Origin of the sequence: Thauera sp. K11 (genome assembly GCF_002354895.1) — a bacterium.
GTDB classification, from domain to species: Bacteria; Pseudomonadota; Gammaproteobacteria; order Burkholderiales; family Rhodocyclaceae; genus Thauera; species Thauera sinica.
Genome location: NZ_CP023439.1, coordinates 172522 through 198527, shown reverse-complemented (window position 1 = coordinate 198527; position 26006 = coordinate 172522). Strand labels below are relative to the sequence as shown.

The following is a 26006-nucleotide window of genomic DNA, read 5'->3' as shown; positions in this document are numbered from 1 at the left end:
GCACACCTCATCGGAGTGGGCTAAGCCGTCGGCGCCGCAACCGCACGCTCCCCCTACACGGTGCTGCAGGCCATCGAAAACTTTCCGCTGCAGATCGTCGCCAGCGGCCAATATCGCAACCGCTTCGCACGCATCGACAACGCCTAGCACTTCACCCAGCGCGACTACCGCGACCTGGATTTCCTCGTCACTCTGGGTCGGCATCGAGCTGCCGGGACGTCGCGGCGAGCACGGCTTGCTGGGTGGTGGGCCTTGGAGTCCTTATGAAACCCTCCCCCACCATAGTCCGAGAGTCGCGAACTCACCCACAGCGCCACACCCTGTAGGTCCTGATCCAACGCTTCGGCTCCCGTCTACGGCACGGAGACCTAGGATCTGGGGCAGGCCGGCGCCGTGACCACCGGACGCAGCGCCACCGGCACAAATGGCGGCATCAGATAGATATTTCTCCCCTCCGCCGTCGCAAGCGCCTTGAGCCGCTCTATGGTCCGCTCCAAGTCATCGCCAAAATAGGGAAAGGCACGCAGCGGCTCATCCAGAGGACGGGTGAAATCGTCCCAATGAATCAGGATCACGGTTCTCGCACCGGTTGCGCCCACCGTCTCACGCCAGTATTCCTGCACGAATTCATTCCGTTGCTTGCCAAGCCCTCCGACACCAAGGAACACCACGTCGGCACACACGTTCGAGAAATTGCCACGCAAGAAATTCGCACTTGGAACGATAAGGACGTATCCGTCCGGATGGCGCAACCGATAAGCGTAGCTCTCCCCCGCCTTGAATTCCCAGGCGCGGGCGGGCATACGGAATTGCCCCTCTATCGGTCCCGACGGTGCCACCCCCGGCGAGTGTGGCGACTCGAAGAAATCGATCTCAAAGTGACCGAAGATCCGGCGTGCCCCCGCTTTGACTTCCTCTAATCGAACCCCATCGAGATCCTGCCCCTCGACGATCCTCTTCGTCGATGATGAGCCGAAGATAGTTGCATCGACGATTTGCGCCACTCGTGCCGAATCGAGCACATGGTCATGATGTGAATGCGCAACCAAGAGTGCATTCACTTTCTCGACATCTCCCAAATCGAGCGCACGGGCAATTCTATCGCCATCCGGTTTGATCCTCTGTATCGCCAACTCCAGCATGCTTGGACGGGAAAAGAAGCCATCAATCATGATCGATGTCTCGTCGTCACTAAATAGAATCGTCGAGACTCCGAAGAAACGCGCGTGTAGTTCCGCCGGTGCCGGCTCCGCCGCAGGGAGCATCAGTTCGTCGTAGGGTGCCAGCGAAGGCGATGCAAACATGTGCATCGCCCCCAGCAGGGCAATCAGCATCGCCATCTCCGCAGCCATGACCAAACCCTCTAGCCTTTATATCGTCAATATGGGGATGCACATTGATGACACCACTTGATTCTTAGGCGCCCTGCAGCCTGCTTCGCAGGTTAAATAATTGCATGAAAACCAACTGCGTTGTATATGGAGAAGTTCGCGAGCCATCGACCGCCCCTTACTTCCCTATTTGTTTTCAAGTCTTACCCTGGGAATTTCGAACGACCACGTTCCTGCCTGTTTTTTTGCATTGCCGCGAATGGTCCTCACCTTCAGACGGTCGGCGCTGACGCTTACATGAACGAAGTTGTTATAGAGCAGCGCCTCGGTTTCATTCGTCACGAAGTACGGCCCTTCGCGCTGTCGCGGGCGTAGCTTCAGTTCATCGATGGTGGAGGGCAATGGCCCGTCCTCGAGATGCCCTGTAAGATGTCCCAGTGGACCTCCACGCTCCTGAACGCCAAAAATGAACCAGTTCAGTGCGCTCGACATCACGCACGGCACGTACAGGCTTGGCATCTCCGTGCTTCGGATGGATACGACACGTGAGAGATGCAGATCTCCCGATAGGAAAACCGGAATGATCGGCGCCTTCTCTACAATGAAATCCAGCAGTTCTCGACGTTGTTCTGGGTAGGCTCGCCAAGTGTCGACATGCTTGAGGCTGCTGCTGCCCGTATCAGGCGCAATCGGCACTGGGGACACCACGAACTTGTAGCAACCGGTATCCTCACAGACGAACTCCTTGAGCGCTGCCATCTGCTCTTCGCCCAGAAGCACGGCATCTGGCGGACCGGGCTCGGTGCGGTCACTACGTGTATCGAGGACCATGAACTGTGCGCAACCCCAGTCGAACCGATACCACCAGCGATGCGAGGCAAGATCATCCTCGGATGCCAGCTCCGCAAGCCTTCGCTTGCTAAAAGGCGACACCACTGGCGAATGGCTTCCTTGATATGCGAGGTAACTGCGCAGCCCCCATTCGAGTGTATCTCTCGGCCATTTCTCGTGGGGACCGGAAGCGCCACGCGCACGGTACTTGTATCCCGCCCAGTTATCGCGGATCTCATGATCATCGAAAATCATATAAACGGGCAAGGTGCGCAGAACCTTACGAAAATTCGGCAAAGCAAAGTCATTTCGATACTTGCCAAAGTAGCCGCCGAGTGATTCAGGCGGTCTATTGGCATGAACCGCGGGGAGGACAGGCAGGAGATTGCCGATCGGATGGTCGCAATAGACCTGATCTCCGCACAGGATCAAGAAAGCGGAGTCGTTGCGCAGGTGCTCGTCGAGCATGGTCTGGAATACTTGATCACCGCTGCGCCAGGGGCCGAACCCGCGATGGCGGCAGGAACCGAGAAAGAAGGAGAACTCGCCTTCTGCGGCAGGCGTGCACTTGAGCCTCGCCCGGCAACCTTCGCCTAACGACGCCCAGTCGAGGCCGGCATACGTAGTCGAATCTGCCACCGCCGAAGGCAGGAGCCCGGCCTCGATGTGCAGGTAACGCGACGTCCCTTCAAATTCGATTTCGGTCACACCCACCCAGTCGAGTTCGGGGAGCAGGGCGAACCGTTCATAACGCCACCCCTCGTCGTGGTTCGGAGTTTCCAAGTCGTTTGTTTGCCAACGTAGCACTGCATCATGCTCCCTCGCACCTCTGAGCCAGACACGGGTTTTATCGGAAGTCGTATGGCCCAGGATCGGCCCGTGAGTTGGGGGAGCAAGCCGCATTGCCGTACCTCGCTAGGTCGTGAATCGTGCAACGGTCGGCGACGTGAAGCGCGCCGACATTTCCCATCCTGTTATGGCACAAGAATAGTTTACTTGCATCTGCAGTGATACTGCATCCGCCGTGAAGTTGACCGACTACCAGCGCCAAGGCATTGCGATGGCCTACCTGTTGCATCCCTGCATGTCCCTAACCGAGCTTCGGACGAGATTCGTTCAACGCATTTGCTCGATGTCCTGAGCGATGCTCGCCGCCTTATTCTCGCTCGATGACCTTCAGAAGGGCCGTGCGCCGCCTTGAAAGCGGCCCAAAGGTGTCCATGATCTTCTCCATCTCATCACCCCGGGCCAGCGCATCGAGGATATCCGCCCAGTCCTGCATGATGATCTTCCGAGACGAAAGAAACTTGGTGTGATCGTAGGGCGCGCGCGACGAGTCTTTCTTTCTCTTCGAGTGTGCCAGTTGCAGGTCCACTCGATTCTCGGGGTAGCTCAGCAAGCCAAGAAGCGTGGTCGCCGTCGAGCGAAAGCCATGCGATGAAAAGCGTCCGGCGTAGCCCATGCGCTCCAGCGCCTTGTTGAGCGTCGTGGCCGACATCACTTGTCCGGGCTTCCGGTAGCTCGGGAATAGGACGTCCCCACCGCCAGTCAGCTTGTGTAGTTCCCTCAACGCCGCGACGGCTTGCTTCGAGAGCGGAACGATGTGCGGCTGACGCATCTTCATTCGCTCGCTGGGGATGGTCCAGATCGCATTGTCGAGATCGAACTCGGACCAGTGAGCCTTACGCAGTTCGACGGTACGAACGTAGGTCAAGGCCATCAGCCGCAAGGCCAGGACAGTAGTCCTGTATCCGCCATCTTCATCCAAGCGATTCAGAAACGCCGGTACCTCGGACCACGACAGCGGCGGGTTGTGCCGCACCCTCGGACGCTTGACCGAACGCTTGAGCAGCGCAGTCGGGTCGTGTTCGCAGAACCCTTCCGCCGACGCATACGCGAAGATCTGGCCACACCACTGCCTGATCAAGATCGCCACGGTAGGAGCGCCGCGGTCCACCACGCCCTGAATGAGGGGCCGCAGGTGAGATGCCTTGATGGCACCAATCGGCAGCTTACCGACCTTGGGAAGCACATCCTTCTCCAGGAACGTCTTCACCTGATGGGCGTAGTAGTCGCTCCACTGCAGGTTGCTCGCCATCCATGCACGGGCAACTGTCTCAAAGGTGTGCTCATTCTGCTCGACCTGATTGGCGATCTTGACCCGCTTCTCCAAGATCGGGTCACGGCCTTCGCTGACCATGCTGCGCGCCCAATCGCGCTCGCGCCGTGCGGTCTCCAGGGGCACCTCGGGAAACATGCCGATCGAGTAAACCTGCGCAACGTTCCCGAGGCGATACCGATACCACCAGAGCTTGCTTCCGTTCGTCTGGACGCGCAGGAACAAGCTGCCGCCGTCCCTGAGCGTGTACGCCTTGGGCTTGGCCTGCGCCGTCTCGATCTTACGAACGGTGAGGAGATTGAGAGCCATGTGTATAACGCCCTCCAAGTGTGCCGTTACTCACACTGTTATACACATCTGCAGCGGCTCAGTCCAGCAATCAGCGGAACTCCTTATACACAACTCTTCAAATTATCAATAACTTAAGCTACAAACTTGGGCATCCAAGACTCTCGATGGACGCCATTCTTAGTTGTCGATCATCAGCAGCATATTCTATGTATCCTATTGACTTGATTGTGTGGTTGGTCACAATCCTTATTTCGATACCCGCTTTGATACCCGCTTTTTTGCTCACTGGGGCAATCCAGTGTCACACGCAGGTGGGGAGTCTCGCGCGCCCACACGAGCGCAATAGGCCGGTCAGGTAGCAGGCTTACGCTAGCGCTGACGATAGAGAGCCGCAGAGAATGAAGAAAAGGCGGACATAATATTTTATTATATCCAATCCTGCGCAAGACTACAGAATGCATTACCCGGCTCATTTCGCGGCTACCGTCGAGCGGGCAAGGTCGTCCACCAACTTGATGAAATTCCGCTTCGGTTTGAACTGCACCCGCAACTCGGCCAGATAGTCACCGAATTGCCGTGACTGATTCAGCGTTTTCATCAATCCGCCCACCTTGCGGATCAGTTGGATGCCCTCGTAGTAGGCGGAGTTATTGGTTTGGTCCACGATCCTCGGAACGACTTGCCGGTAAAGACTGATGGCATCCTCCGGCCGAACCGACTCCAGCTTGCCACCCAGAGTGACCAGTAGGTTGCGGTCGCAAATACCTTGGTGAGCGGCCGTCCACGCCGCGTCCAAGTCCTCTTCCCACAAGGCGATCGATACCCGCAGGGAATAGTTTGGCAGCGAAGACTTGGGTTTCCAGCCACCGGTCGTCGCAGCCTCGCGGGCAGTAAGGTCGGCGAGTTGGGCCAACGCCCGCTCGCGCTGCGCTGGCCAGAGGCCGAGTTTCCCGGCGACATCGTGCAGCTTCTTGAAGGTTTCCAGGCAGGGACGTTCCTCGAACTGGACCCAGGTTAGTTGCAGGGCTTCGTCCTTGCGCTCGCGCTTGAGGTAGATCGCCACTAGGAAATCGCGCAGATCGTTGTGCGGACTATCCGGGAAGGCCTTGAGGCCGCGTTCGGCCCACTCCAGCGCATCGTCTGCCCGACCTGCCTTGGCCAGGGTTTCGGCGATGCCGAGGTAGCGATAGCTGGACGAAAGATCCTTGGACTTGATCGCCACCAGTTCATCGATGTCGCCACTGGCTTCGGCCAGGCGTTCCATGATGCGGGTGATTACGGCCCGACGGGCGTCGTAGCCTTTGTCGTCAGTACGCGGTTTGATTTTGCTCCACTCCGCCTCGACCAGTTCGCGATAGCGTTGCAGGCCCTTTTTGCCGAGGGCACTCCGGTACGTCGCGGCATCAAAGCTGCACAAGCCGAAAGGCAAGATTGTTTCCAAGCGGAACAAGCGCTCGGCCAGTGCAATAGCATCCGGCTTGGCCATTGTGCAAGCCTGGAGGTGCATCTCGCCCAGGCGACAGACGATGCAGCCAATCTCGCCATTAGAGTCGTCGACCTGCTCCATCGCATGCTCGACGCACTCAATGGCGTACTCGGCGAGTTCCACCAGCACGGCTGCCGTGTCGGGCTTGAGCAGTTCCGCCAGCAAAGTTGCAATCTGGTCGATATTGCCGGCGAAGGTGCCAACTTCGCGGTAGTCGATAAATCCATGGATGCTCGACGCCTCATCGATTGCGCGCCGAAATACCTGAACCACATTGCCACCGCCAACAACCTGTTCGGCCTTGAGCAACAGCGACTGGTAGAGCCGGTCATCGCGCTGGGCGACATCCAGCAGAAGTTCAATCAAAGATTCCTGCGGCTGCGTACCCAAAAAATCCTTGATTTCCCGCCACGGGTCGCGCCGTTTGGTCTTGCCTTTGCTTTTGCCTGATTGTGCCGTGTGGTCTTCATCCGATGCGCGATCCGCGAGCCAGGCCAGCCCTACTGCGACACAGTGTTTGCAGAAATAGCCGTCCGCGGCGCGCGGGCAGGTACAGTCGTAGGCTAGGTCGCCGTCGTCATTCCACAACTCGACCTGGTAGGTCTCGGTGCCTTCAACCTTGGCAGTAATCTTGTCATCGGTGGCGCGCAAGCGACCGACTGCACGGACGGAAAAGTACTCCTCGCCACGCCGGAAGGCGGTACTGCCCGCGAGATGATCCAGCGTGGAACGGGTAATCAGCTTGCTGAGCACTGTTATGCTCCGCCCTTTCTGGACTGAACGCCCGTTCTGTTATCAGTCCCACGATATTTTTGCAGGCGACTATTGGGTTTTTCCGGCAAGGTATATTCGACCAGGCCCACTTCCATGAGGTCAGCGATGGCTTGCTTGGCTGCACCTGAAACCGATTTGTGGCCCAGGGACTGCGCAATTTCTGAGCGGCCCAAGGGGGTGTGAGCGATTGCCGCCATAATTCGGTGATGGATCGACTCGGGCCCCCACTCTGCCCGCCACTCAGGCCGGAAGCGCCATTCGGCCTCCGACTCTGGCCTCGACTCTGGCCTCGACTCTGGCCCGGCCGGTGACGTTGCTTCCCCTGCTGCAGACGCCGCCACTTCCAGCGCCGCCGGATGGATCGGCAGGCGCACCATGAAGTAACTATGATCTTCGTCGAACTCGAACTCGGCCGGCGGCGAGCCATTCTTCTCCATGGCTTCCAAAATCTTGGGGATGCCGGTGGCACGGCCTTCGGTGAATTCCAGTTCCTTCAGGAATTCACCGATGCGGCGATTGCGGTAGCGTCGTGGCCGGGCACGACCGGCACGCAATTGCTCCAGCCGCACTGAACGATCCGGCCCCGGATAGCTGATGACGAACAGTTCATTGCGCTCGATGCGGACCTCGATGGGTTCGCGCGTGTCGTATCCCCGATGATAGACCGCATTGACGACCGCTTCTTCGATGGCGTCGTAGGGGAAGTTTTCGACGCGGGTGGCTTCGGCTCGCCCGTGATGCTTGGTGACGGTTTCGGTAATCAGGTTGCGCTTGATGTAATCGAGCGCATCCCGGGTCATGCGGGGTATCGGACCTTTGAATATTTTTTCCGAAAATTTGTTGCCGCCCGGCCCTTCCTTGGGGAACCAGACAATGTCGATCTGCATGGCCGGAAAGAAACGCCAGGGCTCGGGGTTGAACATCATCAGGCCGACATTGAGCGGGAACGGCGCTTCGTCCGGCCCGCCGATAACCCCCATCTGCCGGCCGAGTTCGAGCAACGAAAGATTGGGCGCCTGCCTGGCCAAATCGCTGCCCACCTGTTGCAGATAGTCCTGCATCAACTCGCGGGAGAAACTTTCCACCCTGGCCTGCTGGTTGACGCGGTCGTCGTGGGGAACGGTGGCCGCCAACGACATCAGCTCGGCTTCATCCGCCCCCTTGGCGCGAATGGTGCTGGAACCCTTGCGGACGTAATAGGCATAGTCCCGGCTGTCCTTGCCCAGACTGGTTTTCGCCTTGTAGGGACGAGTCGGCCCGCCCAAAGCCCAGAGCACGAGAACATGCCGCCCCTCGATTTCAACCGGAACGGCGATGGGATGGTAGTACGGTGCAATTGCACTGAAGCCGAGGTTCAACAGTTCCTTCTGGATGGCGTCGATTTGCTCGGGATCGATCCCTGCCGGCGGCAGAACCGGACGCCCATTGCTCTCCGCAACGCCGATCAGGATGTAGCCGCCGCCCAGATTGTTGATGTCATTGGCAAAGGCACAGAGCGTGTGCAGAACCGCCTCAGGGTTCCATCCGGCCTTGAATTCGAGACGCTCCCATTCGACGGGCTTGCCGATAAGGAGGTCGTTGATGTTGATGGGGAGCGCCATGGCCTACTCCGGCTGCAGGACACAAGTACCGGGGATAGCCAACCCACCGCACGTTCGTCCGGAAAAAATCATCCTATTTGCCTCGTGCCGCGACACGCCGGATAAGCCGAACAGCCCCAAAACTCCTCGCCCGCGTTGGCTCCGCGCTTCGCCGTGCGCTTTACCATGGGCGTGCCACAGGCCGGGCAGCCGGGCACCGATGGCGTATCCGCCTGAGCCGCCGACAGTGGCGATGCTCCGCTCTGCTGTGCGGGTGCCTGCCCTCTCGAACTCCGAGCCTGACGAATCAGCCCGTGCAGCAACGGCCCGTCAATGAGTTTCAGATTGCGCCCGCTAGCGAAACCAACGGCGTCTTCAGTGAACCGCCCCGACGTCACTACGAAACCGCCGGCTGCGCCCTTCGCGGCCATGACACCATAGAGTTCGCGCACCACGTCCACGCCGACCTTGAAAGCCTTCCACTGCTTGCATTGAACAAGGTACTTCTCGGTGCCTTTGGAGAGCACCAGATCAACACCGCCATCGGCTCCACCTCCGCCCGTTTCTAGTACGCCGTAGCCCTGCAGCCGGAAGGCCTCGCTCACCAGCATCTCGAACTCGCGCCAATTCATGCCGTCGAGTGCGTCGGCTGCGTTGCTCTGGCCGACATCCGCGATGAGCTTGCGGCGCTCTCGCCGGCGCCACGCCGAGATGCCTGCACCCGCCACGCAAATCAGCGGCAGAAGGTATTGCCCGAACGTTGCCAAGGTCTTCCAGAGCGTCTGCGCGACCATGGTTCCCATCTCGCCCGACTTGACGGCCGCTACCACCTCTTGGCCAGCCATACGATGCAGGACGAGATACGAAATTGCAGCCAGCGCCACACCGGCCCACCAAGGCAGCATGGCCACGACGTCCATCAAGTCTTCGGCGGGGCTGGTTCTTCTTCTACGTGCCATGAATTTCCCCCATTGATCTTGTGTCCTCCTTCATCGAGCCTTCACTGCCTGAACACTTCGGCGCGATGGAAACCCATGTAGCGCTGGTGCTGCGAGGTCAAGTAATCGACACGAAGTGAGTATTGAAGGTTAAACAACACAAAATCCCAAGCCTGGCAAGGGCTTGCGGGACGGCGTGAGACCCCATGCCCCCATGGGCCTGGTCGATCATCAGTTCCCTCGGCCTCTCAATCCACCCGGGTGTCCAGCCCGCCTTCGGCCATCTCGGCCGCGCGCAGCGTCGCCTTCGCCTTGTTCTGCGTTTCCTGCCATTCCGAATCGGGATCGGAGTCGGCAACGATGCCCGCCCCCGCCTGCACGTGGATGATGCCGTCCTTGACCACCGCGGTGCGGATGGCGATAGCGACGTCCATGTCGCCGTGGAAGCCCAGGTAGCCCGCCGAGCCGGCATAGATGCCGCGCTTGACCGGTTCCAGTTCGTCGATGATCTCCATCGCGCGCACCTTGGGCGCGCCGGACACCGTACCGGCCGGGAAGGTGGCGCGCAGCACGGCCAGCGGGTCGAGCCCGTCCTTGAGCCTGCCCTCGACGTTGGAGACGATGTGCATCACGTGCGAGTAGCGCTCGATGGTGAATTGCTCCGTCACCTTCACCGTGCCGGTTTCCGACACGCGGCCGGCGTCGTTGCGGCCGAGGTCGAGCAGTTGCAGGTGCTCGGCGCGCTCCTTCTGGTCGGCGAGGAGGTCTTCCTCCAGCGCCGCATCTTCGGTCGCGGTCGCGCCGCGCTTGCGCGTGCCGGCGATGGGCCGCACCGTCACGGTATCGTCTTCGAGGCGCACGAGGATCTCGGGCGAGGCGCCGACCACGTGGAAGTCCTCGAAATTGAAATAGAACATGTAGGGCGAGGGGTTCAGCGAGCGCAGCGCCCGGTACAGCGCCATCGGGTGCGCGGCGAAGGGCTTGCTCATGCGCTGCGACAACACCACCTGCATGACGTCGCCATCGACGATGTACTGCTTGGCGCGACGTACCGCGTCCTTGAATGCGTCCTCGCCGAAGCTCGATACCGCGGGCTGCGGCTCGGCGCGGACCTCGTCCGGAATCCGCACCGGCTCGCGCAGCTTCGCCAGCAGTTCGCGCAGGCGCCGCTTTGCACGCTTGAAGGCGCCGGGCACCTCGGGTTCAGCATACACGACCAGCGTGAGCTTGCCGGTGAGGTTGTCGACGATGGCGATCTCTTCGGACAGCAGCAGCAGGATGTCGGGCGTGCCGATGGCGTCGGGCTTTTCCGTTTTCGCCAGGCGCGGTTCGATGTAGCGCACGGTGTCGTAGCCGAAGCAGCCCACCAGGCCGCCGGCGAAGCGCGGCAGGTGCTCGCGCGGCGGCACCTTGATGCGGTTCATGAATTCGGCGACGAAGTTCAGCGGATCGCCGTAGTCGCGGCGTTCGACCAGCCGGTTGCCGGTGAGCAGCAGCGCGGAGCGGCCATACACCTCGATGCGGGTCGGCGAGGCGAGGCCGATGAAGGAATAGCGGCCGAAGCGCTCACCGCCCTGGACGGATTCCAGCAGGTAGGTGTAGGGCTCGTTGGCGAGCTTCAGGTAGATGGAGAGCGGCGTGTCGAGATCGGCGAAGGTCTCGAGCGTGACCGGAATGCGGTTGTAGCCCGCGGCGGCGAGGGCGTTGAATTCCTGTTCGAGCATGGAAGCTCCACGAAAATCGGTTCGAATCGGGTCGGGGCAGCCTGCGGGCTGCTTCGGACGTGGCTGCAGCGGCAGGGGGCTGCAGGCGGCGGAATCGGATGGCGGACTGGCGATGCTGCATCTGTCGGCCGGCGACCCGCGGGGGAAGTCGCGTTCAGTGGCCCAAAGGCCAGCGCCAGCCGGCGCGCCAGCGGAGCTGGGCGGAACGGGCGGCGGCGAAGAGGCGATCCCGGAGTGCGAACGTCACGATGTCGATCTGGAGTGGAGGATGGCGAACAGGCGCGGCCGCTATGCGAAGGCGATATGGTCGAGCGCCTGAAGTGCGTTCGATAGTAGCCCATCGCATTCGATGGTGTCCACCGGCATGCCCTCGCTGTAGCCGTAGGTGACGAGCAGCACCGGCATGCCTGCGCCCTGCGCTGCCAGCGCGTCGTTGGCCGAATCCCCGATCATCAGCGCCTCGCCCGCGGCCACGCCCAATCTCGCGCAGGCCAGGTGCAGCACCGCCGGATCGGGCTTCTTCACCGGCAGCGTGTCGCCGCTGACGACGGTGTCGAAATGGCCGGCGATGCCCATGCGCTCGAGCAGCGGCAGCGTGAACGCCTCGGCCTTGTTGGTCACCACCGCCAGCTTGACGCTGTGCGCCCGCAGTTCGCCTATCGTCTCCAGCACGCCCGGGTAGATGCGGGTACTGGCGCCATTGACGACGTGGTAGTGGCGGCGGAAGACCAGCACCGCGGCTTCGATCTCGTCCTCGCCGGCGTGGGTGTTCTCGGTGAGGCAGCGCCGCACCAGGTTGGGGATGCCCTTGCCGACGAAGCCGTGGATCTCTTCCTGCGAGCGCAGCGGCCGGCCCAGTTCGGCGAGCATGCGGTTGGCCGCTTCGGCGAGGTCGCCGATGGTGTCGAGCAGGGTGCCGTCGAGATCGAACAGCACCGCACGCGGGCGGTAGCGGACGGGATTCCTCACGCGCCCACCCGCGCCAGTTCGGCACGCAGCGCGCCGATCACCGAATCGTAGCGGTTGGGGTCGCCGTCCCTGCCGGCGCCGAACACCGCCGAGCCGGCGACGAAGGTATCGGCACCCGCGCGCGCGATTTCGGCGATGTTGTCCACCTTCACGCCGCCGTCGATCTCGAGCAGGATGCGCCGCCCGCTCTTCGCCGCGTAGGCGTCGATCCTGTCGCGCGCGGCACGCAGCTTGCTGAGCGTCTCGGGGATGAATTTCTGCCCGCCGAAGCCGGGGTTCACGCTCATCAGCAGCACCACGTCGAGCTTGTCCATCACGTGGTCCATGTAGTGCAGCGGCGTCGCCGGGTTGAACACCAGTCCGGCCCGGCAGCCGGAGTCGCGGATCAGCCCCAGGCTGCGGTCGATGTGCTCCGACGCCTCGGGATGGAAGGTGATGACGTCGGCGCCCGCCCTGGCGAAGTCGGGGATGATGCGGTCCACCGGCTTCACCATGAGGTGCACGTCGATGGGCGCCTGCGTCACCGGCCTGATGGCTTCGCAGACCAGCGGGCCGATCGTCAGGTTCGGGACGTAATGGTTGTCCATCACGTCGAAATGGATCCAGTCCGCGCCCGAGGCGACGACCCGGGTGATCTCCTCGCCCAGCCTGGCGAAGTCGGCGGACAGGATGCTGGGGGCGATGCGGTACATGGGCGGGTTCCGGCGGGCTGTGGTTTCCCGCGATTCTAAGCGCCGCCCACGCTCAGCGCACGCACACCTTGCGCACCTGCCTGAGGTCGGTGATGCCCGCCAGCACCTTCTCGATGCCGTCCTGGCGCAGCGTGCACATGCCTTCGGCAAGCGCCTGGCCGAACAGGCGGGAGACCGGCGCGCGCTCCTGGATCAGGCGCTTGAGCGCATCCGAGCCCGGCATCAGTTCGTGCAGCCCGACCCGCCCGCGGTAGCCGTCGTTGCAGTCGGCGCAGCCCACCGGCCGGTAGAGGGTGAAATGCCCGTCGGTGCCGGCATGCGCCGCGCGCCAGCGCTCGAGCACCTTGCGCCGCTCGCCCTGCGGGTCGGCCTCGAAGGCCGGTGTCAGATGCATGTCCTCGCAGTATTCCTCGAGCAGGTGGCCGATCTCGTCCTCGTCGGCACGATAGGCCGCCTTGCACTTGCGGCACAGCCGCTTGGCCAGCCGCTGCGCCAGCACGCCCAGCAGCGCGTCGGCGAAGTTGAACGGGTCCATGCCCATGTCGAGCAGGCGCGCCACCGATTCCGGCGCGCTGTTGGTATGCAGCGTGGAGAACACGAGGTGGCCCGTGAGCGAGGCTTCGATGCCGACCGACACCGTCTCGTCGTCGCGCATCTCGCCCACCATGATGACGTCCGGATCGGCGCGCAGGAAGGCGCGCATCATGGTGGCGAAGTCGAGCCCCGCCTTGCGGTTGACCTGGACCTGGCGCAGGCCCTTCTGGGTGATCTCGACCGGGTCCTCGACCGTCCAGATCTTGGTGTCCGGCGTGTTGATGTGGTTCAGGATGGAATGCAGCGTGGTCGTCTTGCCCGAGCCGGTGGGGCCGCAGACGAAGAAGATGCCGTACGGCTTGGCGACGATCTGCTTGAGCCGCCCGAGGTTGTCGGGCAGCAGGCCGAGTTCGTCCATGGGGAGGGGCTCGCTGCCCACCAGCAGGCGCATCACCACGTCCTCGATGCCCCCCTGCGTCGGCAGCGTGGCCACCCGCAGCTCGACGTCGAGCGGCGCGTACTTGCGGAAGCGGATCTTGCCGTCCTGCGGCTTGCGGCGCTCGGAGATGTCGAGGTCGCACATGATCTTGATGCGCGTCACCAGCGCGTTGCGGTAGCTGGCGGGGACTTCGATGTAGGGGACGAGCGAGCCGTCCTTGCGGAAACGGATCAGCGTCTTCTCCTTGCCCGGCCGCGGTTCGACGTGGATGTCGGAGGCCCCCTGCCGGTAGGCGTCGATGATGATCTTGTTGACCAGCTTCACCAGTTCGTTGTCGGCCGCCGCGCTGACGTCGTCCGAGAGCGAGGTCTCGTCCTCGTAGTCGTCGAGCCCGGTCAGCAGGTCGCTGACCGAGCCCGTGTCCAGCCCCTGGTCGAAGAACTGTCCGACCGTGCGCTCGAAGTCGTGGCGGGTGGTGACGTGGAAGACGAGGCGCTTCTTCGGCAGCACGTTCTGCGCAACGCCCGAACTGCGGACTTGCTCGGGGTCGATGCAGAGGATGACGACGCCGTCGGCGTTCTCCTCCAGCGGCAGCCACATGCTCTGCAGCACGTAGTCGCGCTTGATGTTGCGCAGCAGGTCGAGAGGCTTGACGTGGTTGGGGTTGTAGGCCGTGTAGGGCACGCCGAAGAAGCGCGACGCCGCCTCGCCCAGTTCCCTGGGCGACAGTCCCAGGCGCTCGAGCAGCAGGGATTCGGGGCTCACTCCTTCCTCGCGCCCGGCGCGCGTGGCCTCGGCGAGTTCTTCCGCGGTGATGCGGCCGTCGGCCACCAGGGCATCGAAGCGCGAGCGCAGGCTGGCGGCCTTCTTCCGGTGGCGCGCGACGGCCACGCCGAGGGTCTGGGTCAGGCCGAGCAGGCCCTCTTCCACCACGCCCGAGAAGCGCGAGCCGGCGAGGCTGTTGATGAGTTGCACGACGCCGAGCACGCGCCCGTCGTCGGGATCGCAGATCGGCGCGGCCAGCATCTGCTGCGAGCGGAAGCCGGTGCTGGCGTCGATCTCGCGGCGCAGCGCGAGGTGCGGCGAGATCGCGTGCAGTTCGACCTCGTCATAGACGTCGCCGACGTTCACCGTGCGCCCGCTGAGCGCGACGAAACCCGCGATGCTGTTCTCGGAGATCGGCAGCCGGATGCTCTGCACCGCGTCGAGCCCGGTCTTGACCAGCGTGACGATGGTGGCCCCGCTGTCCTCGACCATGTAGATCGACAGACGCTCGGCTTCGAACAGCGCGCACAGCTCGCCGGACAGTTCGAGGACGATCTCGTCGCTGTCGCTGGCGGCATGGATGCGGGTGGTGATCGCCTGCAGCCCCTTGAAGAAAGCCAGTCGCCGTGCGACTTCGCTGCCGGAGAAGGTCTTGGCGGGCGTCGAATTCATGGATGCTGCGCGGGCGCGCTGGAAAAGGGGTTGCGGCGGATTCCGGGTCCGGGCGCCAGGCGCCGCGGGGCGGATATGCGAACAGGCACGGTCAGAACTCCAGTTCCTGCCCCTGCATCAGGCGCCGGGGCTGCAGCCGCGGTTCGTGCGCCGCGATCTGCTGCATGATGCGGTCGCCCTGCCCCGGCTTGAGATGGCTGATGTGCACCTCGGGCGTCACGGCGAGTTCGGCCAGCATCTCCACGACCATGCCGGGGCACAGGTGGCGCGAGGCCAGCGCCAGCCCGCGCTGCTCGTCGGAGAACGCGGTCTCGACGATCAGGTGGCGCAGGGCGGGCTGCGCATTGATGGCGGCGATCAGTTCGGGGCAATAGCCGGTATCGCCCGAATAGAACAGTTGCCCCGCACCGCTGTCGAGGCAGTACGACGCGGCGGGCACGGTGTGATGGGCGGGAAACGCGGTGATGCTGCGCCGGCCCAGCCGCACCGGTTCATCGATGCGGATCGGCTGGAAGCGGATGAAAGGGCGGAGGCGGTCCGGAATGGTGGAGAAGTCCGGCCAGATCAGCCAGTTGAAGATGTGCGAGCGCAGGATGCGTATCGTCTCGGCCGTCGCGTAGATGATGATGGGCGCTCCGCGCGCCTCCCCCACCGAGTCGATCAGCAGGGGCAGCGCGGCGATGTGGTCGAGATGCGCATGCGAGATGAAGATGTGGTCGATCCGCATCAGGGCATCGAGTTCGAGGTCGCCGACGCCGGTGCCGCAATCGACGAGGATGTCCTCGTCGACCAGAAAGGACGTCGTGCGCGCCTGCGCCCCGCCGATTCCGCCGCTGCATCCGAGTACTTTGAGCTTCATACACGATCACGGCCGGCGTGCTGTGCCGGGTACGGCCCCCTCGAATCCACATTGACCAACGTAGCCCCGGACCTTAGCACCGGCCCGGCGCGGCCGATGTGCCAAAAATCACGAGGCTTCCAGCCGTCACTGGCGCAGGAAGAACTCCATCTTCACGCCGGCGATGTCGATGATGTCATGATCATTGAGCAGGTGTGCCTGCGCGTCCAGCACGCGGCCGTTGACCGTCGGAAAGACCGACCCCTCGACGTGCGTAATGTAGTAGCCCTGCGGCCGGCGGGTGATGACCGCCACCTGGCGCCCCGGCTTGCCCAGCGTGGTGAGCGACTTGACCAGTTCGAGTTCGCGGCCGGCGTTCGCACCGCTCAGCACCTGCAGCATGCCGACCCGCTCCGGCCGGCGCGCCGCGGTCTGCTCGAAGCGCTCGAGCGCGTCGGCGGCCAGCACCTGGGTGCTCAGCCCTCCGCCGTCGCCGGCGGCCGGCCGTGCGCCGGGCGGCGCCACGTCGGTGGCAGTCGCCGGCATCTCGAAGGGCTTCAGCGCGGACGTCTCGACCATTTCCGACGGCGACAGCCCGGGCTGCGAGGTATCGACGAGATACTTCAGCCGGTACTTGCCAAGCTCGATCACGTCGTTGTTCTGCAGCACGTGCTTCTTGACCGGCTGGCCATTCACATAGGTGCCGTTGGTGCTGTTCTGGTCTTCCAGGAAGGCGTCGTTGAGGATGCAGGTGATGACCGCATGCTGCCCGCTGATCGCCAGATTGTCGATCTGGATGTCATTGTTCGGCTTGCGCCCGATGGAGGTCCGCTCCCTGTTGAGCACGATCTCCTTGAGAACGAGCCCGTCCATGCTGAGGATCAGCTTCGGCATTGCGTGTACCCGTCGATCCGCCCCCGCCGGGGGACGCGCTTGATTTCGTTGCCGGATGCACCGGGCCTCCGGTCCGTGCCGGGGATTCTAGCGCCCCGCGCACGCATCGCGGACAAAAAAAAGCGCCGGACGACCGGCGCTTTCGATACTGGACGGATGCCGCCGGGATCAGAGCAGCGACTTCAGCAGCTTGCCCATTTCCGACGGGTTGCGGGTCACCTTGAAGCCGCACTCTTCCATGATGGCGAGCTTGGCATCGGCGGTATCCGCACCGCCCGAGATCAGCGCGCCGGCATGGCCCATGCGCTTGCCCGCAGGCGCGGTGACGCCGGCGATGAAGCCGACGATCGGCTTCTTCATGTTGGCCTTGCACCATTGCGCGGCTTCGGCCTCGTCCGGGCCGCCGATCTCGCCGATCATGATCACCGCGTCGGTGTCCGGATCGTCGTTGAACATGCGCATCACGTCGATGTGCTTGAGGCCGTTGATCGGGTCGCCGCCGATGCCGACCGCCGACGACTGGCCCAGGCCGATCTCGGTGAGCTGCGCCACCGCTTCATAGGTCAGCGTGCCGGAACGCGACACCACGCCGATGCGGCCCTTCCTGTGGATGTGGCCGGGCATGATGCCAATCTTGATCTCGTCGGGCGTGATCAGGCCGGGGCAGTTGGGGCCGAGCAGCAGGGTTTCCTTGCCGCCGGCGGCGACCTTCTGCTTCATCTTGTTGCGCACGACCAGCATGTCGCGCACCGGGATGCCCTCGGTGATGCAGATCGCCAGGTCGAGGTCGGCCTCGCAGGCTTCCCAGATGGCGTCGGCCGCGCCCGCCGGCGGCACGTAGATCACCGACACGGTGGCGCCGGTCTCGGCGGCGGCTTCCTTCACCGAAGCGAAGATGGGGATGTCGAAGATCTTCTCGCCCGCCTTCTTCGGATTCACGCCGGCGACGAAGCAGTTCTTGCCGTTGGCGTATTCCTGGCACTTCTCGGTGTGGAACTGCCCGGTCTTGCCAGTGATGCCCTGGGTGATGACCTTGGTGTCTTTGTTGATCAGGATGGACATTCGGAACTCTCCTTACTGAACAGCGGCGACGATCTTGGTCGCAGCTTCCGCCATGGTGTCGGCGGAGATGATCGGCAGACCCGACTCGGCGAGGATCTTCTTGCCGAGGTCTTCGTTGGTGCCCTTCATGCGCACCACGAGCGGGACGGAGAGATGAACTTCCCTGGCGGCGGCGATCACGCCGGTAGCGATGGTGTCGCAGCGCATGATGCCGCCGAAGATATTGACCAGGATGCCCTTCACCTTGGGGTTCTTGAGCATGATCTTGAAGGCTTCGGTGACCTTCTCGGTGGTCGCGCCGCCGCCGACGTCGAGGAAGTTGGCCGGCTCGGCGCCGAACAGCTTGATCGTGTCCATGGTGGCCATCGCCAGGCCGGCGCCATTCACCAGGCAGCCGATGTTGCCGTCGAGGCTGATGTAGGCCAGGTCGAACTTGGAAGCCTCGATCTCGTCGGCGTCCTCTTCGTCGAAGTCGCGGAAATCGACGATCTCCGGATGGCGGAAGAGCGCGTTGGAGTCGAAGTTGAACTTGGCGTCGAGCGCCTTGATGTTGCCGTTGCCCTCGAGGATCAGCGGGTTGATCTCCGCCAGCGAGGCATCGGTTTCCATGTAGCAGGTGTAGAGCTTCTTGAAGGCGTCGACCGCCTTGTCGATCGAGCCTTCCGGCACGCCGATGCCCTTGGCCAGTTCGGTGGCCTGGCCGTCGGTCAGGCCGGCCAGCGGGTCGACGAAGACCTTGATGATCTTCTCGGGCGTGCTGTGCGCGACTTCCTCGATGTCCATGCCGCCTTCGGAGGAGGCCATCATCGCGACCTTCTGCGTGGCGCGGTCGGTCAGCGCGGCGACGTAGTATTCCTTCTTGATGTCGGCGCCTTCCTCGATCAGCAGGTTCCGCACCTTCTGGCCCTCGGGGCCGGTCTGGTGGGTCACGAGCTGCATGCCGAGGATGTCGCTGGCGTGCTGGCGCACTTCGTCGAGCGAACGGGCGAGCTTGACGCCGCCGCCCTTGCCACGGCCGCCCGCGTGGATCTGGGCCTTCACCACCCAGATCTTGCCGCCGAGTTCCTCGGCCGCCTTCACCGCCCCGTCGACGGAAACGCAGTGAAAGCCGCGCGGCGTGACGACGCCATACTTCCGCAACAGTTCTTTTGCCTGATACTCATGAATCTTCATGGTTGCCCTTCGATCAAAGCCGCGGCGGGCAAGTCCGCCGCGAACAGGTTGATGGCACGGTTCGGAGCATCGCTCCGCGGCAGGCGTCGTCTCCCTCCTCCGCCTTCCGCCGCCCCCGACCGGAACCAGCCGGCCTCGTATCCGGAAAAGCCACGCGCAATACGTGCTTACCCCAAGACTTTCGGATTATACATAATTACGGTGCGCCTGATGCAGCGCGCAGCCGGGCCGCCGCGCTGCATCAATCCTCGCGGTGCGGCGCGCGATACCACTTCGGATAGTAGCGGCGGACGGCCTCGGACGAGGTCTCGAGCGCATGGCAGCGGTCGAGCTGGAACGGCTTGCCCACCGTATCCTCGTCGTCGCGCCGGAAGCTGGCGAAGGTCTGGATCGCAGCGGTCGGCAGGGCCAGCAGCAACTCGCTCAGGTGCGTGCAGCCGCGCACGTCGGCGAACATCTCCCCCACCGTGCGCCGGAAGCCGCGCACCAGGTTCAGGCCGATGAGCGCCCGGTAGGCCGGCCCGATGGTGTCGCAGTGTCCCGGGTAGGGCACCCGGTCGGAACAGGCGACGGCATCCACGATGTTGAATTCGCCATCGAGCGTCAGCCGCACGCGCATCAGATGCACCGGATCGCCGGCGCGACGCAGCCCGGAGGAGATCGGGAAGTCCTGATCCTTGACGTCGCTCAGCGACGCCTCCAGGTCGTAGAGCCCGTCGTCGCGCAGGTACCCCTCGACTTCGATGCGGCGCGTGTGGACCCGGCGCCGGGATGGGTGGGGCGGCGGAAGAGGCATGGTGACGTACGACGGCGTATGGAAGTTGGCGATGTTATCCGATGCGGCGCCGGCGCGGCACTCCACCGCGGCCGGCGGGCGGCATCGAAAAATTTCACGTCCTGTCACAAATGGTCCCGGAGTGTGTGCGCCATCACTGGAAGCAGTCCGGATAGTCTGATAAAAGCTGCTGCATCAATCATCAATCACCACGGCCGCCCGGGCGGACAATGAAAACAAGACGGTTACCGATCGCCGCGACGCTTGCCGCCGCCATCTCGAGCATGCTGCCCGCCGCCTCGGTCGCCGCCGCCGCGCTGGGGGAAATCGTCTCGTTGTCGGCGATCGGCGAGCCGTTCCGGGCCGAGATCGGGATCGCCTCGGGCTCGGCCGAAGATCTCGCCGGCTGCCTGCGCGTCGTGGTCCCGGAGGATGCGGCGCGCGACCTTTCCTGGCTGAAGAACGGACGCATCGGCAGCAGCGGCCGGGGTGCCTCCGCCCGCATCGTCGTCAGCAGCAGCCAGCCGGTCAACGAACCAGCGATCCGGCTCGCGCTCGCCAACATCTGCGACGCCCGACTGCGCCGGGAATACACCCTGCTGCTGCCCGACCCGGCAAGCTCCCCGCTGCCGGCCGCCGCCCATGCCCGCGAAGCGCCAGCCGCGGCGCGGACCGGCACGCCGGCCGCCGCCGCGTCGAACCGCGCCACCTGGTCCACCGCCGCGGGCGAATCGCTCGCCAGCCTCGCCGGCGCCCTCTACCCCGACGATGTGGCGGCACGCCGGCGCTTCACCCAGGCAACCGCTGCGGCAAACCCGGAACTCTTTCCCAACCCGGCATCGCTGCGCGCCGAACTGCCCCCCGGCACCGCGGTGAAGATCCCGGACCTGCGCCGGCTGGCGTCGCCGCGCCAGGCGCTGTCCGGCGAAGCAGGAAAGAGGCCGCCCGTCCGCGCGCAGGCCGCGGCGCCGGCAACGCAGGCACGCGCCGCCGCCCCGGCACCACGGCCTTCGTCCCCCGCAACGCGCAACGATCGCGTGGTCGTCGCGCCCGGCGGACACGAGGCCGGCACGCCGGCCACCCTGGCCGCCGCCGGCCTCACGCCGACGCCGCGGGGAGTCCATCCGGACGCGAGCGCGCGCGAGCGGGAACTCGTCGCAGCCATCGATCGCAGCATCGTGGCCGAGATGGAGCTGCTCTCGCGCATCAAGAATCTGGAGCAGATCCATTCGCGACTGGAGGAACAGGCGCGCGCGCTCGCCGTCGCCGCGCCTCCGCTGCCCGTCGCGGTCCCGGATGCCGCACAGGCCGCCGAGCCCGCTCCGGCGGAAGCGCGGAGCAGGAGCTGGCACGACTGGACGCTGGGCGGCGGTCTGCTCCTTGCGACCCTGCTCGTCCTCGCCGCGCTGATGCGCCGTCGTACCGGTACCGCAAAGCTTCCTGCGGCGCAGCCGGCAGTAAGGCCGTCACACGCCGCGCCACCCCAGGCGGCCGGCCGTGCCGGTACCCATGCGGCAGCCCGCAGCGACAGGGGCGCGACCGATGAGACCGACTCGCGGATCGATTGGGCGCCGGTCGGCCAGAGACCGGCCACGTCGAAACCGTCCGCCGCCGGCGGCGAGCACGATCCCTCCGAGGACCACAAGTCCGCCGTCGAGCTGGCCGAAATCATGATGAGCTTCGGCCGGCTGCAGGGCGCCGCCGATACGCTGGCCGAGTTCATCCAAGGCAATCCGCGGCAGGCGATCACGCCGTGGCTGAAGCTGCTCGACGTCTATCGCGCAGCCGGCCTGCGCAGCGAGTTCGAGGAACTGTCGCGCCAGTTGAACAAGACCTTCAACGTCCGCAGGGTCAGTTGGGACAACTACGACAGCCTGCGCAGCACCTCACTTTCGCTCGAGAGCATGCCGCACATCGCCGCCCGGCTGGAGGCGCTGTGGGGCTCGCGCGAGTGCCAGAACTACGTCCAGCAACTGCTGCGCGACAATCGCGACGGCTCGCGGCAGGGCCTGACGTTCGCCATGATCGACGACTTGCTCACGCTCGAAGGGATTCTCGAGCAGGAACTCGGCTCGTATCGGACCTATGCGATGAAGGTCGCCGACACCGCGCAGCCGGAGGACGGCGCGGTCAGACCGGATTAGGAAGGTCAACGAACGCCGCGTCGATGCCGCAGACATCGCAAAGATGCTGCGCGAGGGCGCGGACGCCGTAGCGCTCGGTGGCATGATGCCCCGCCGCGGCGTAGGGCACGCCGGACTCCTGCGCCAGATGCACCGTCTGTTCCGATATCTCGCCCGAAACGTAGAGATCGGCACCCGTCGCGATCGCCTGCTCGAAATAGCCCTGCGCCGCCCCTGTGCACCACGCGATCCTGCGTACCGGCCGCCCGGCATCCCCGACCAGCATGGGTTCGCGGCCGAGCCGCGCGGCGATCGAACGGGCGATGCAGCCAGCGGTTTCGGCGCCCGGCTCCGCCGCCGGGCGGCCGATCCAGCCCAGATCCTGATCGGCGAAACGCCCTTCGCCCGTCCACCCCATGACCCGCGCGAACTGTGCGTTGTTGCCCAGTTCCGGATGCACGTCGAGCGGCAGGTGGTAGGCGATCAGGCTAATGTCGTGCGCCAGCAGGGCCTGCAGCCGCCGCTTGCGCACGCCGGTGATGCGGCCATCCTCGCCCCGCCAGAAATAGCCGTGATGGACCAGCACGGCGTCGTAGCCCTCATTCACCGCATGGTCGACCAGCGCCTGGCTGGCAGTCACGCCGCACAGTACGCGCCGCACCTCGGAGCGTCCTTCCACTTGCAGACCGTTTGGGCAATAATCCTTGAGCCTCGACGCCTCCAGCAGTGCATCCAGATGCTCGTGCAGCGCCCTGAGTTGCATGGCCTTTCCACTCCGTTCTTGCAGGCGAGGGCTTGAGTGCCCTGCCCCGCGTTTCCCCCGATCGACCGCCATTATGCGCCGTCTGTGGCTTATCTTCGCTCAGGCCGTGACCATCAGCGTCGCGGTGCTGTTCGTCCTCAACACCCTGAAGCCGGAATGGCTCCGCGAGGCGGCACCCGGTACCGTGGTGGCCGTGCGCGAAGCGCCGGCGGGCGACGGCTCGACGATGCCGGCCGCCGGCTCGTACGCGGTGGCCGCGCAGCGTTCGCTGCCGGCCGTGGTGCATATCGTCACCAGCAGAACGGCTGGCGGACCGCGCCATCCGCTGCTGGACGATCCGGTCTTCCGCCACTTCTTCGGCGACCGCTTCAACGGCGACCAGGGGCAGCGCGCCTCCGGCCTCGGCTCGGGCGTGATCGTAAGCGCCGACGGCTTCATCCTGACGAACAACCACGTCGTCGAATCCGCAGATGCGATGGAGATCGCCCTCAACGACGGGCGCAAGTTCGGCGCACGCCTCGTCGGCCGCGACCCCGAGACCGATCTGGCGGTTCTGAAGATCGTCGCCGACGCGGAGCTGCCGTCGATCACCTTTGCCGACGCCTCCGGGCTTCACGTGGGCGACGTCGTGCTTGCCATCGGCAACCCCTTCGGCGTCGGGCAGACAGTGACGATGGGCATCGTCTCGGCGCTCGGCCGCAGCCAGCTCGGCATCAACACCTTCGAGAACTACATCCAGACCGATGCCGCAATCAACCCCGGCAACTCCGGGGGCGCGCTGGTGGATAGCGAAGGCCACCTCGTGGGCATCAATACCGCGATCTACTCGCGCTCGGGCGGTTCGCTCGGCATCGGCTTCGCGATCCCGGTGTCGATCGTGCGCAATGTGCTCGAGCAGATCGTCGCCCGCGGCGAGGTCACGCGAGGCTGGGTCGGCGTGGAGATCCAGGACATCACGCCGGAACTGGCGGAATCCTTCGGCCTGCAGGACGCGACGGGCGCGCTGATCGCCGGCGTCCTGCGCAACAGCCCGGCCGATCGCGCCGGCATCCGGCCGGGCGACGTGCTGGTGGCGATCGGCGACAGGGAAATCACCGACCCGCGATCGATGCTGGACTTCGTCGCCGCGCTCGAACCGGGCCGCAAGGCGCGTTTCAGGATGCGCCGCGGAGCGGAAGCGGTGGAGGTCGATGTCGAGATCGGCCGCCGCCCGACGCCAGCCACCCCGGCACGCTGAGTCCGGCGCTGAGCGCCGACGACGACGTCTGCGGCGCCGGCCCCTGCGTTTCGGGCAAGTGGCCGGCCAGGTGGCGCAGCGGGCTCAGCGCCCGTCCGACTGCCCCGGGTCCGTATCGGGTACCGAGAGTGCGGTGCCCTCGCTCGCCCGGGCGGGGCGCGACACCACGTTCGCGAGCAGTATCCCGAGTTCGTAGAGCAGGCACATCGGGACCGCGAGCATGAACTGCGACACGACGTCGGGCGGCGTGATGATCGCTGCGACGATGAAGGCGCCGACGATCACGTACGGCCGGATCTCCCGGAGCTTGGCGACATCGACGACGCCCGCCTTGACCAGCAGGATCACCGCCACCGGAACCTCGAACGTGATGCCGAAGGCAATGAACATGGACATCACGAAGGAAAGGTACTGCTCGATGTCCGGCGCCGGAACGATGCTCTTGGGCGCGAATTCGGCGATGAACTTGAAAACCGTGCCGAACACGAAGAAGTAGCAGAACGCCATGCCCATCAGGAACAGCAGGCAACTGCCGATCACCAGCGGCACCGCGAGACGGCGTTCGTGCACGTAGAGGCCGGGGGCGATAAAGGCCCATGCCTGGTAGAGCACCACCGGCAGCGCGACGACGAACGCGACCAGCATGGTGACCTTCACCGGCACGAAGAAGGGCGTCACCACCCCGGTGGCGATCATATGCGTGCCGGCGGGCAGCGTCGCCATCATCGGCTTGGCAAGGAGATCGTAGATGTCGCCTGCCCACGGCATCAGGCAGGCGAACACGACGACCACTGCGACGATGGCGCGCAACAGCCGGTCGCGCAGCTCCATGAGATGCGCGATGAAGGTTTCCTGCTGCTCGCTCATGCCTTGTCCGCCTCGGCCGGTTTGCCGGGAGACGCGAGACCGAGTTCCAGCTGGGTGCTGGCCGGCGCATCCTCGACCGGTGCGGCCTCCTGGCCGGCTGCCGTCGCAGCATCGGCGACCGGAGCGGCACCGGTCGCGGCAATTTCCAGCGCACGCAATTCCTCATCGGCGCGGCCCAGTTCGGCTTCCACGCTCGCCGCCTGCTCGCGCACCGAACTCTCGATCGTATGCGCCTGCTGCTTGACCTGCTCCTGGAGCTTCTTCAGTTCCTCGAGCTGCATTTCCCGCTGGATGTCGGACTTCACGTCCGACACGTAACGCTGCAGCCGGCCGAGCAGATGGCCGACGGTGCGCGCCACCTTGGGCAGGCGCTCGGGGCCGACGACGATCAGCATCACCACCCCGATGACGACGAGTTCCGAAAAACCGAAATCGAACATGTTGTTCCCGAACCCGCGCACCCGCCAGGCGAGGCGCGAAAACGAAGGGGCGCTCCGCAGCGGGCGCCCCTGGACGTGTCGGACGTGGCGCTCAGGAGGTCTTGTCGACCTTTTCGCGCGCTTCACCCTCGATGGTCTGGCCGTCGCCGGCAATCTTCTGCTGGGAGGAACCGGCCGTGGCGTCGCCCTCCTTCATGCCTTCCTTGAAGCCCTTCACCGCACCACCCAGATCCGATCCGATGTTGCGCAGCTTCTTCGTTCCGAACACCAGCATGACGATGACCAGCACGATCAGCCAGTGCCAGATGCTGAATGAACCCATATACCGCTCTCCTTAGCGCTTCAACATGGGCGGCAGGGGATCTGCGCCGCCCAGAATGTGCAGATGCAGATGATACACCTCCTGCAAACCGACCCTTCCGGTATTGACGATAGTGCGGAAGCCGTCGGTGCAGCCTTGATCCCGCGCAATCCGCGCGGCAGCGACCAGCAGGCGGCCCATCGCGGCCTCGTGCCGGGGCTCGAGATGTGCCATCGAATCGACGTGCTCCTTCGGGATCACCAGGACATGCACCGGCGCGAGCGGCCTGATGTCGTGGAAGGCGAGGATGTGCTCATCCTCGTACACCTTGCGTGCGGGTATCTCGCCGCGCACGATGCGGCAGAACAGGCAGTCGCTCATGGCCAGC

The 26006-nt window shown here is 64.3% G+C and carries 22 protein-coding genes; 2 read left to right on the top strand and 20 right to left on the bottom strand.

Going from position 1 to position 26006, the window contains the following annotated elements:
• Positions 1-368 precede the first annotated feature (368 nt).
• From CCZ27_RS00970 to CCZ27_RS00900, 15 genes are all read right to left on the bottom strand, one after another.
• A complete protein-coding gene (locus tag CCZ27_RS00970; protein WP_157748397.1) occupies positions 369-1334 on the bottom strand; it encodes an MBL fold metallo-hydrolase in 966 nt (321 codons plus the stop codon).
• Between the two features lie 183 nt (positions 1335-1517).
• On the bottom strand, positions 1518-2945 hold the full coding sequence (locus tag CCZ27_RS00965) for an alkaline phosphatase D family protein (protein ID WP_157748396.1): 1428 nt from the start codon (positions 2943-2945) through the stop codon (positions 1518-1520).
• 373 nt (positions 2946-3318) lie between these two features.
• Complete coding sequence (locus CCZ27_RS00960) at positions 3319-4590, bottom strand: tyrosine-type recombinase/integrase (protein WP_096444952.1); 1272 nt, start codon at positions 4588-4590, stop codon at positions 3319-3321.
• Positions 4591-5041: 451 nt separating this feature from the next.
• Positions 5042-6811, bottom strand: a complete 1770-nt coding sequence (locus CCZ27_RS00955; protein ID WP_096444951.1) for a DUF6880 family protein — start codon at positions 6809-6811, stop codon at positions 5042-5044.
• Positions 6812-6813: 2 nt separating this feature from the next.
• Positions 6814-8433 carry an RNA/DNA-binding domain-containing protein gene (locus CCZ27_RS00950; protein ID WP_096444950.1) on the bottom strand — a complete coding sequence of 540 codons (1620 nt, stop codon included), beginning with the start codon at positions 8431-8433 and terminating at the stop codon, positions 6814-6816.
• A 68-nt stretch (positions 8434-8501) separates the two neighbouring features.
• Positions 8502-9332: a restriction endonuclease gene (locus CCZ27_RS00945; protein ID WP_232516516.1), complete on the bottom strand. Its 831-nt coding sequence runs from the start codon at positions 9330-9332 to the stop codon at positions 8502-8504.
• 266 nt (positions 9333-9598) lie between these two features.
• The gene (gene trpE / locus CCZ27_RS00940; RefSeq protein WP_096444948.1) at positions 9599-11074 is read right to left on the bottom strand and encodes an anthranilate synthase component I; all 1476 of its coding nucleotides are present in this window, start codon (positions 11072-11074) and stop codon (positions 9599-9601) included.
• A gap of 288 nt (positions 11075-11362) precedes the next feature.
• Entirely contained in the window at positions 11363-12043 is a 681-nt protein-coding gene (locus CCZ27_RS00935) for a phosphoglycolate phosphatase (RefSeq protein WP_096444947.1), read from the bottom strand.
• Positions 12040-12735, bottom strand: coding sequence for a ribulose-phosphate 3-epimerase (gene rpe / locus CCZ27_RS00930; protein ID WP_096444946.1), 696 nt, complete (start codon positions 12733-12735; stop codon positions 12040-12042). The genes CCZ27_RS00935 and rpe overlap by 4 nt, the downstream gene beginning before the upstream one ends.
• 52 nt (positions 12736-12787) lie before the next feature.
• Positions 12788-15145, bottom strand: a complete 2358-nt coding sequence (locus CCZ27_RS00925; protein WP_096444945.1) for a GspE/PulE family protein — start codon at positions 15143-15145, stop codon at positions 12788-12790.
• Positions 15146-15236: 91 nt separating this feature from the next.
• The gene (locus CCZ27_RS00920; RefSeq protein WP_096444944.1) at positions 15237-16004 is read right to left on the bottom strand and encodes a 3',5'-cyclic-nucleotide phosphodiesterase; all 768 of its coding nucleotides are present in this window, start codon (positions 16002-16004) and stop codon (positions 15237-15239) included.
• 126 nt (positions 16005-16130) lie between these two features.
• Positions 16131-16877 carry an FHA domain-containing protein gene (locus CCZ27_RS00915; RefSeq protein WP_096444943.1) on the bottom strand — a complete coding sequence of 249 codons (747 nt, stop codon included), beginning with the start codon at positions 16875-16877 and terminating at the stop codon, positions 16131-16133.
• 168 nt (positions 16878-17045) lie between these two features.
• Positions 17046-17939, bottom strand: coding sequence for a succinate--CoA ligase subunit alpha (gene sucD, locus CCZ27_RS00910; RefSeq protein WP_096444942.1), 894 nt, complete (start codon positions 17937-17939; stop codon positions 17046-17048).
• A 12-nt stretch (positions 17940-17951) separates the two neighbouring features.
• Positions 17952-19112: an ADP-forming succinate--CoA ligase subunit beta gene (sucC, locus tag CCZ27_RS00905; protein ID WP_096444941.1), complete on the bottom strand. Its 1161-nt coding sequence runs from the start codon at positions 19110-19112 to the stop codon at positions 17952-17954.
• A 241-nt stretch (positions 19113-19353) separates the two neighbouring features.
• Positions 19354-19908: a DUF2889 domain-containing protein gene (locus tag CCZ27_RS00900; protein ID WP_096452029.1), complete on the bottom strand. Its 555-nt coding sequence runs from the start codon at positions 19906-19908 to the stop codon at positions 19354-19356.
• A gap of 209 nt (positions 19909-20117) precedes the next feature.
• On the opposite strand from CCZ27_RS00900, the gene CCZ27_RS00895 reads away from it, so the two are divergent.
• Complete coding sequence (locus tag CCZ27_RS00895) at positions 20118-22031, top strand: type IV pilus assembly protein FimV (protein ID WP_157748395.1); 1914 nt, start codon at positions 20118-20120, stop codon at positions 22029-22031.
• Here the strand turns inward: CCZ27_RS00895 and CCZ27_RS00890 are convergent.
• Positions 22018-22773 carry a Nif3-like dinuclear metal center hexameric protein gene (locus CCZ27_RS00890; protein WP_096444939.1) on the bottom strand — a complete coding sequence of 252 codons (756 nt, stop codon included), beginning with the start codon at positions 22771-22773 and terminating at the stop codon, positions 22018-22020. The genes CCZ27_RS00895 and CCZ27_RS00890 overlap by 14 nt on opposite strands.
• A 73-nt stretch (positions 22774-22846) precedes the next feature.
• Between CCZ27_RS00890 and CCZ27_RS00885 the strand changes: the two genes are divergently transcribed.
• On the top strand, positions 22847-24010 hold the full coding sequence (locus CCZ27_RS00885) for a Do family serine endopeptidase (protein WP_096444938.1): 1164 nt from the start codon (positions 22847-22849) through the stop codon (positions 24008-24010).
• 84 nt (positions 24011-24094) lie between these two features.
• On the opposite strand, the gene tatC is transcribed toward CCZ27_RS00885, so the two are convergent.
• The 4 genes from tatC to CCZ27_RS00865 form a co-directional block, all read right to left on the bottom strand.
• On the bottom strand, positions 24095-24877 hold the full coding sequence (gene tatC, locus CCZ27_RS00880) for a twin-arginine translocase subunit TatC (RefSeq protein WP_096444937.1): 783 nt from the start codon (positions 24875-24877) through the stop codon (positions 24095-24097).
• Positions 24874-25317 carry a Sec-independent protein translocase protein TatB gene (gene tatB / locus CCZ27_RS00875; RefSeq protein WP_096452027.1) on the bottom strand — a complete coding sequence of 148 codons (444 nt, stop codon included), beginning with the start codon at positions 25315-25317 and terminating at the stop codon, positions 24874-24876. The genes tatC and tatB overlap by 4 nt, the downstream gene beginning before the upstream one ends.
• Before the next feature lie 91 nt (positions 25318-25408).
• Complete coding sequence (tatA, locus tag CCZ27_RS00870; RefSeq protein WP_096444936.1) at positions 25409-25639, bottom strand: Sec-independent protein translocase subunit TatA; 231 nt, start codon at positions 25637-25639, stop codon at positions 25409-25411.
• A gap of 12 nt (positions 25640-25651) precedes the next feature.
• Positions 25652-25999 carry a histidine triad nucleotide-binding protein gene (locus CCZ27_RS00865; RefSeq protein WP_096444935.1) on the bottom strand — a complete coding sequence of 116 codons (348 nt, stop codon included), beginning with the start codon at positions 25997-25999 and terminating at the stop codon, positions 25652-25654.
• Between the last annotated feature and the right edge of the window lie 7 nt (positions 26000-26006).

Bases quoted from the DNA above. Each gene is read 5' to 3' on its own strand.
- tatC (WP_096444937.1), bottom strand. From the start codon at position 24,877: ATGAGCGAGCAGCAGGAAACCTTCATCGCGCATCTCATGGAGCTGCGC.
- CCZ27_RS00960 (WP_096444952.1), bottom strand. From the start codon at position 4,590: ATGGCTCTCAATCTCCTCACCGTTCGTAAGATCGAGACGGCGCAGGCC.
- tatB (WP_096452027.1), bottom strand. From the start codon at position 25,317: ATGTTCGATTTCGGTTTTTCGGAACTCGTCGTCATCGGGGTGGTGATG.
- CCZ27_RS00915 (WP_096444943.1), bottom strand. From the start codon at position 16,877: ATGCCGAAGCTGATCCTCAGCATGGACGGGCTCGTTCTCAAGGAGATC.
- CCZ27_RS00950 (WP_096444950.1), bottom strand. From the start codon at position 8,433: ATGGCGCTCCCCATCAACATCAACGACCTCCTTATCGGCAAGCCCGTC.
- CCZ27_RS00970 (WP_157748397.1), bottom strand. From the start codon at position 1,334: ATGCTGATTGCCCTGCTGGGGGCGATGCACATGTTTGCATCGCCTTCG.
- CCZ27_RS00920 (WP_096444944.1), bottom strand. From the start codon at position 16,004: ATGAAGCTCAAAGTACTCGGATGCAGCGGCGGAATCGGCGGGGCGCAG.
- CCZ27_RS00890 (WP_096444939.1), bottom strand. From the start codon at position 22,773: ATGCAACTCAGGGCGCTGCACGAGCATCTGGATGCACTGCTGGAGGCG.
- CCZ27_RS00865 (WP_096444935.1), bottom strand. From the start codon at position 25,999: ATGAGCGACTGCCTGTTCTGCCGCATCGTGCGCGGCGAGATACCCGCA.
- sucD (WP_096444942.1), bottom strand. From the start codon at position 17,939: ATGTCCATCCTGATCAACAAAGACACCAAGGTCATCACCCAGGGCATC.
- CCZ27_RS00895 (WP_157748395.1), top strand. From the start codon at position 20,118: ATGAAAACAAGACGGTTACCGATCGCCGCGACGCTTGCCGCCGCCATC.
- tatA (WP_096444936.1), bottom strand. From the start codon at position 25,639: ATGGGTTCATTCAGCATCTGGCACTGGCTGATCGTGCTGGTCATCGTC.
- CCZ27_RS00885 (WP_096444938.1), top strand. From the start codon at position 22,847: ATGCGCCGTCTGTGGCTTATCTTCGCTCAGGCCGTGACCATCAGCGTC.
- trpE (WP_096444948.1), bottom strand. From the start codon at position 11,074: ATGCTCGAACAGGAATTCAACGCCCTCGCCGCCGCGGGCTACAACCGC.
- sucC (WP_096444941.1), bottom strand. From the start codon at position 19,112: ATGAAGATTCATGAGTATCAGGCAAAAGAACTGTTGCGGAAGTATGGC.
- CCZ27_RS00925 (WP_096444945.1), bottom strand. From the start codon at position 15,145: ATGAATTCGACGCCCGCCAAGACCTTCTCCGGCAGCGAAGTCGCACGG.
- CCZ27_RS00945 (WP_232516516.1), bottom strand. From the start codon at position 9,332: ATGGACGTCGTGGCCATGCTGCCTTGGTGGGCCGGTGTGGCGCTGGCT.
- rpe (WP_096444946.1), bottom strand. From the start codon at position 12,735: ATGTACCGCATCGCCCCCAGCATCCTGTCCGCCGACTTCGCCAGGCTG.
- CCZ27_RS00900 (WP_096452029.1), bottom strand. From the start codon at position 19,908: ATGCCTCTTCCGCCGCCCCACCCATCCCGGCGCCGGGTCCACACGCGC.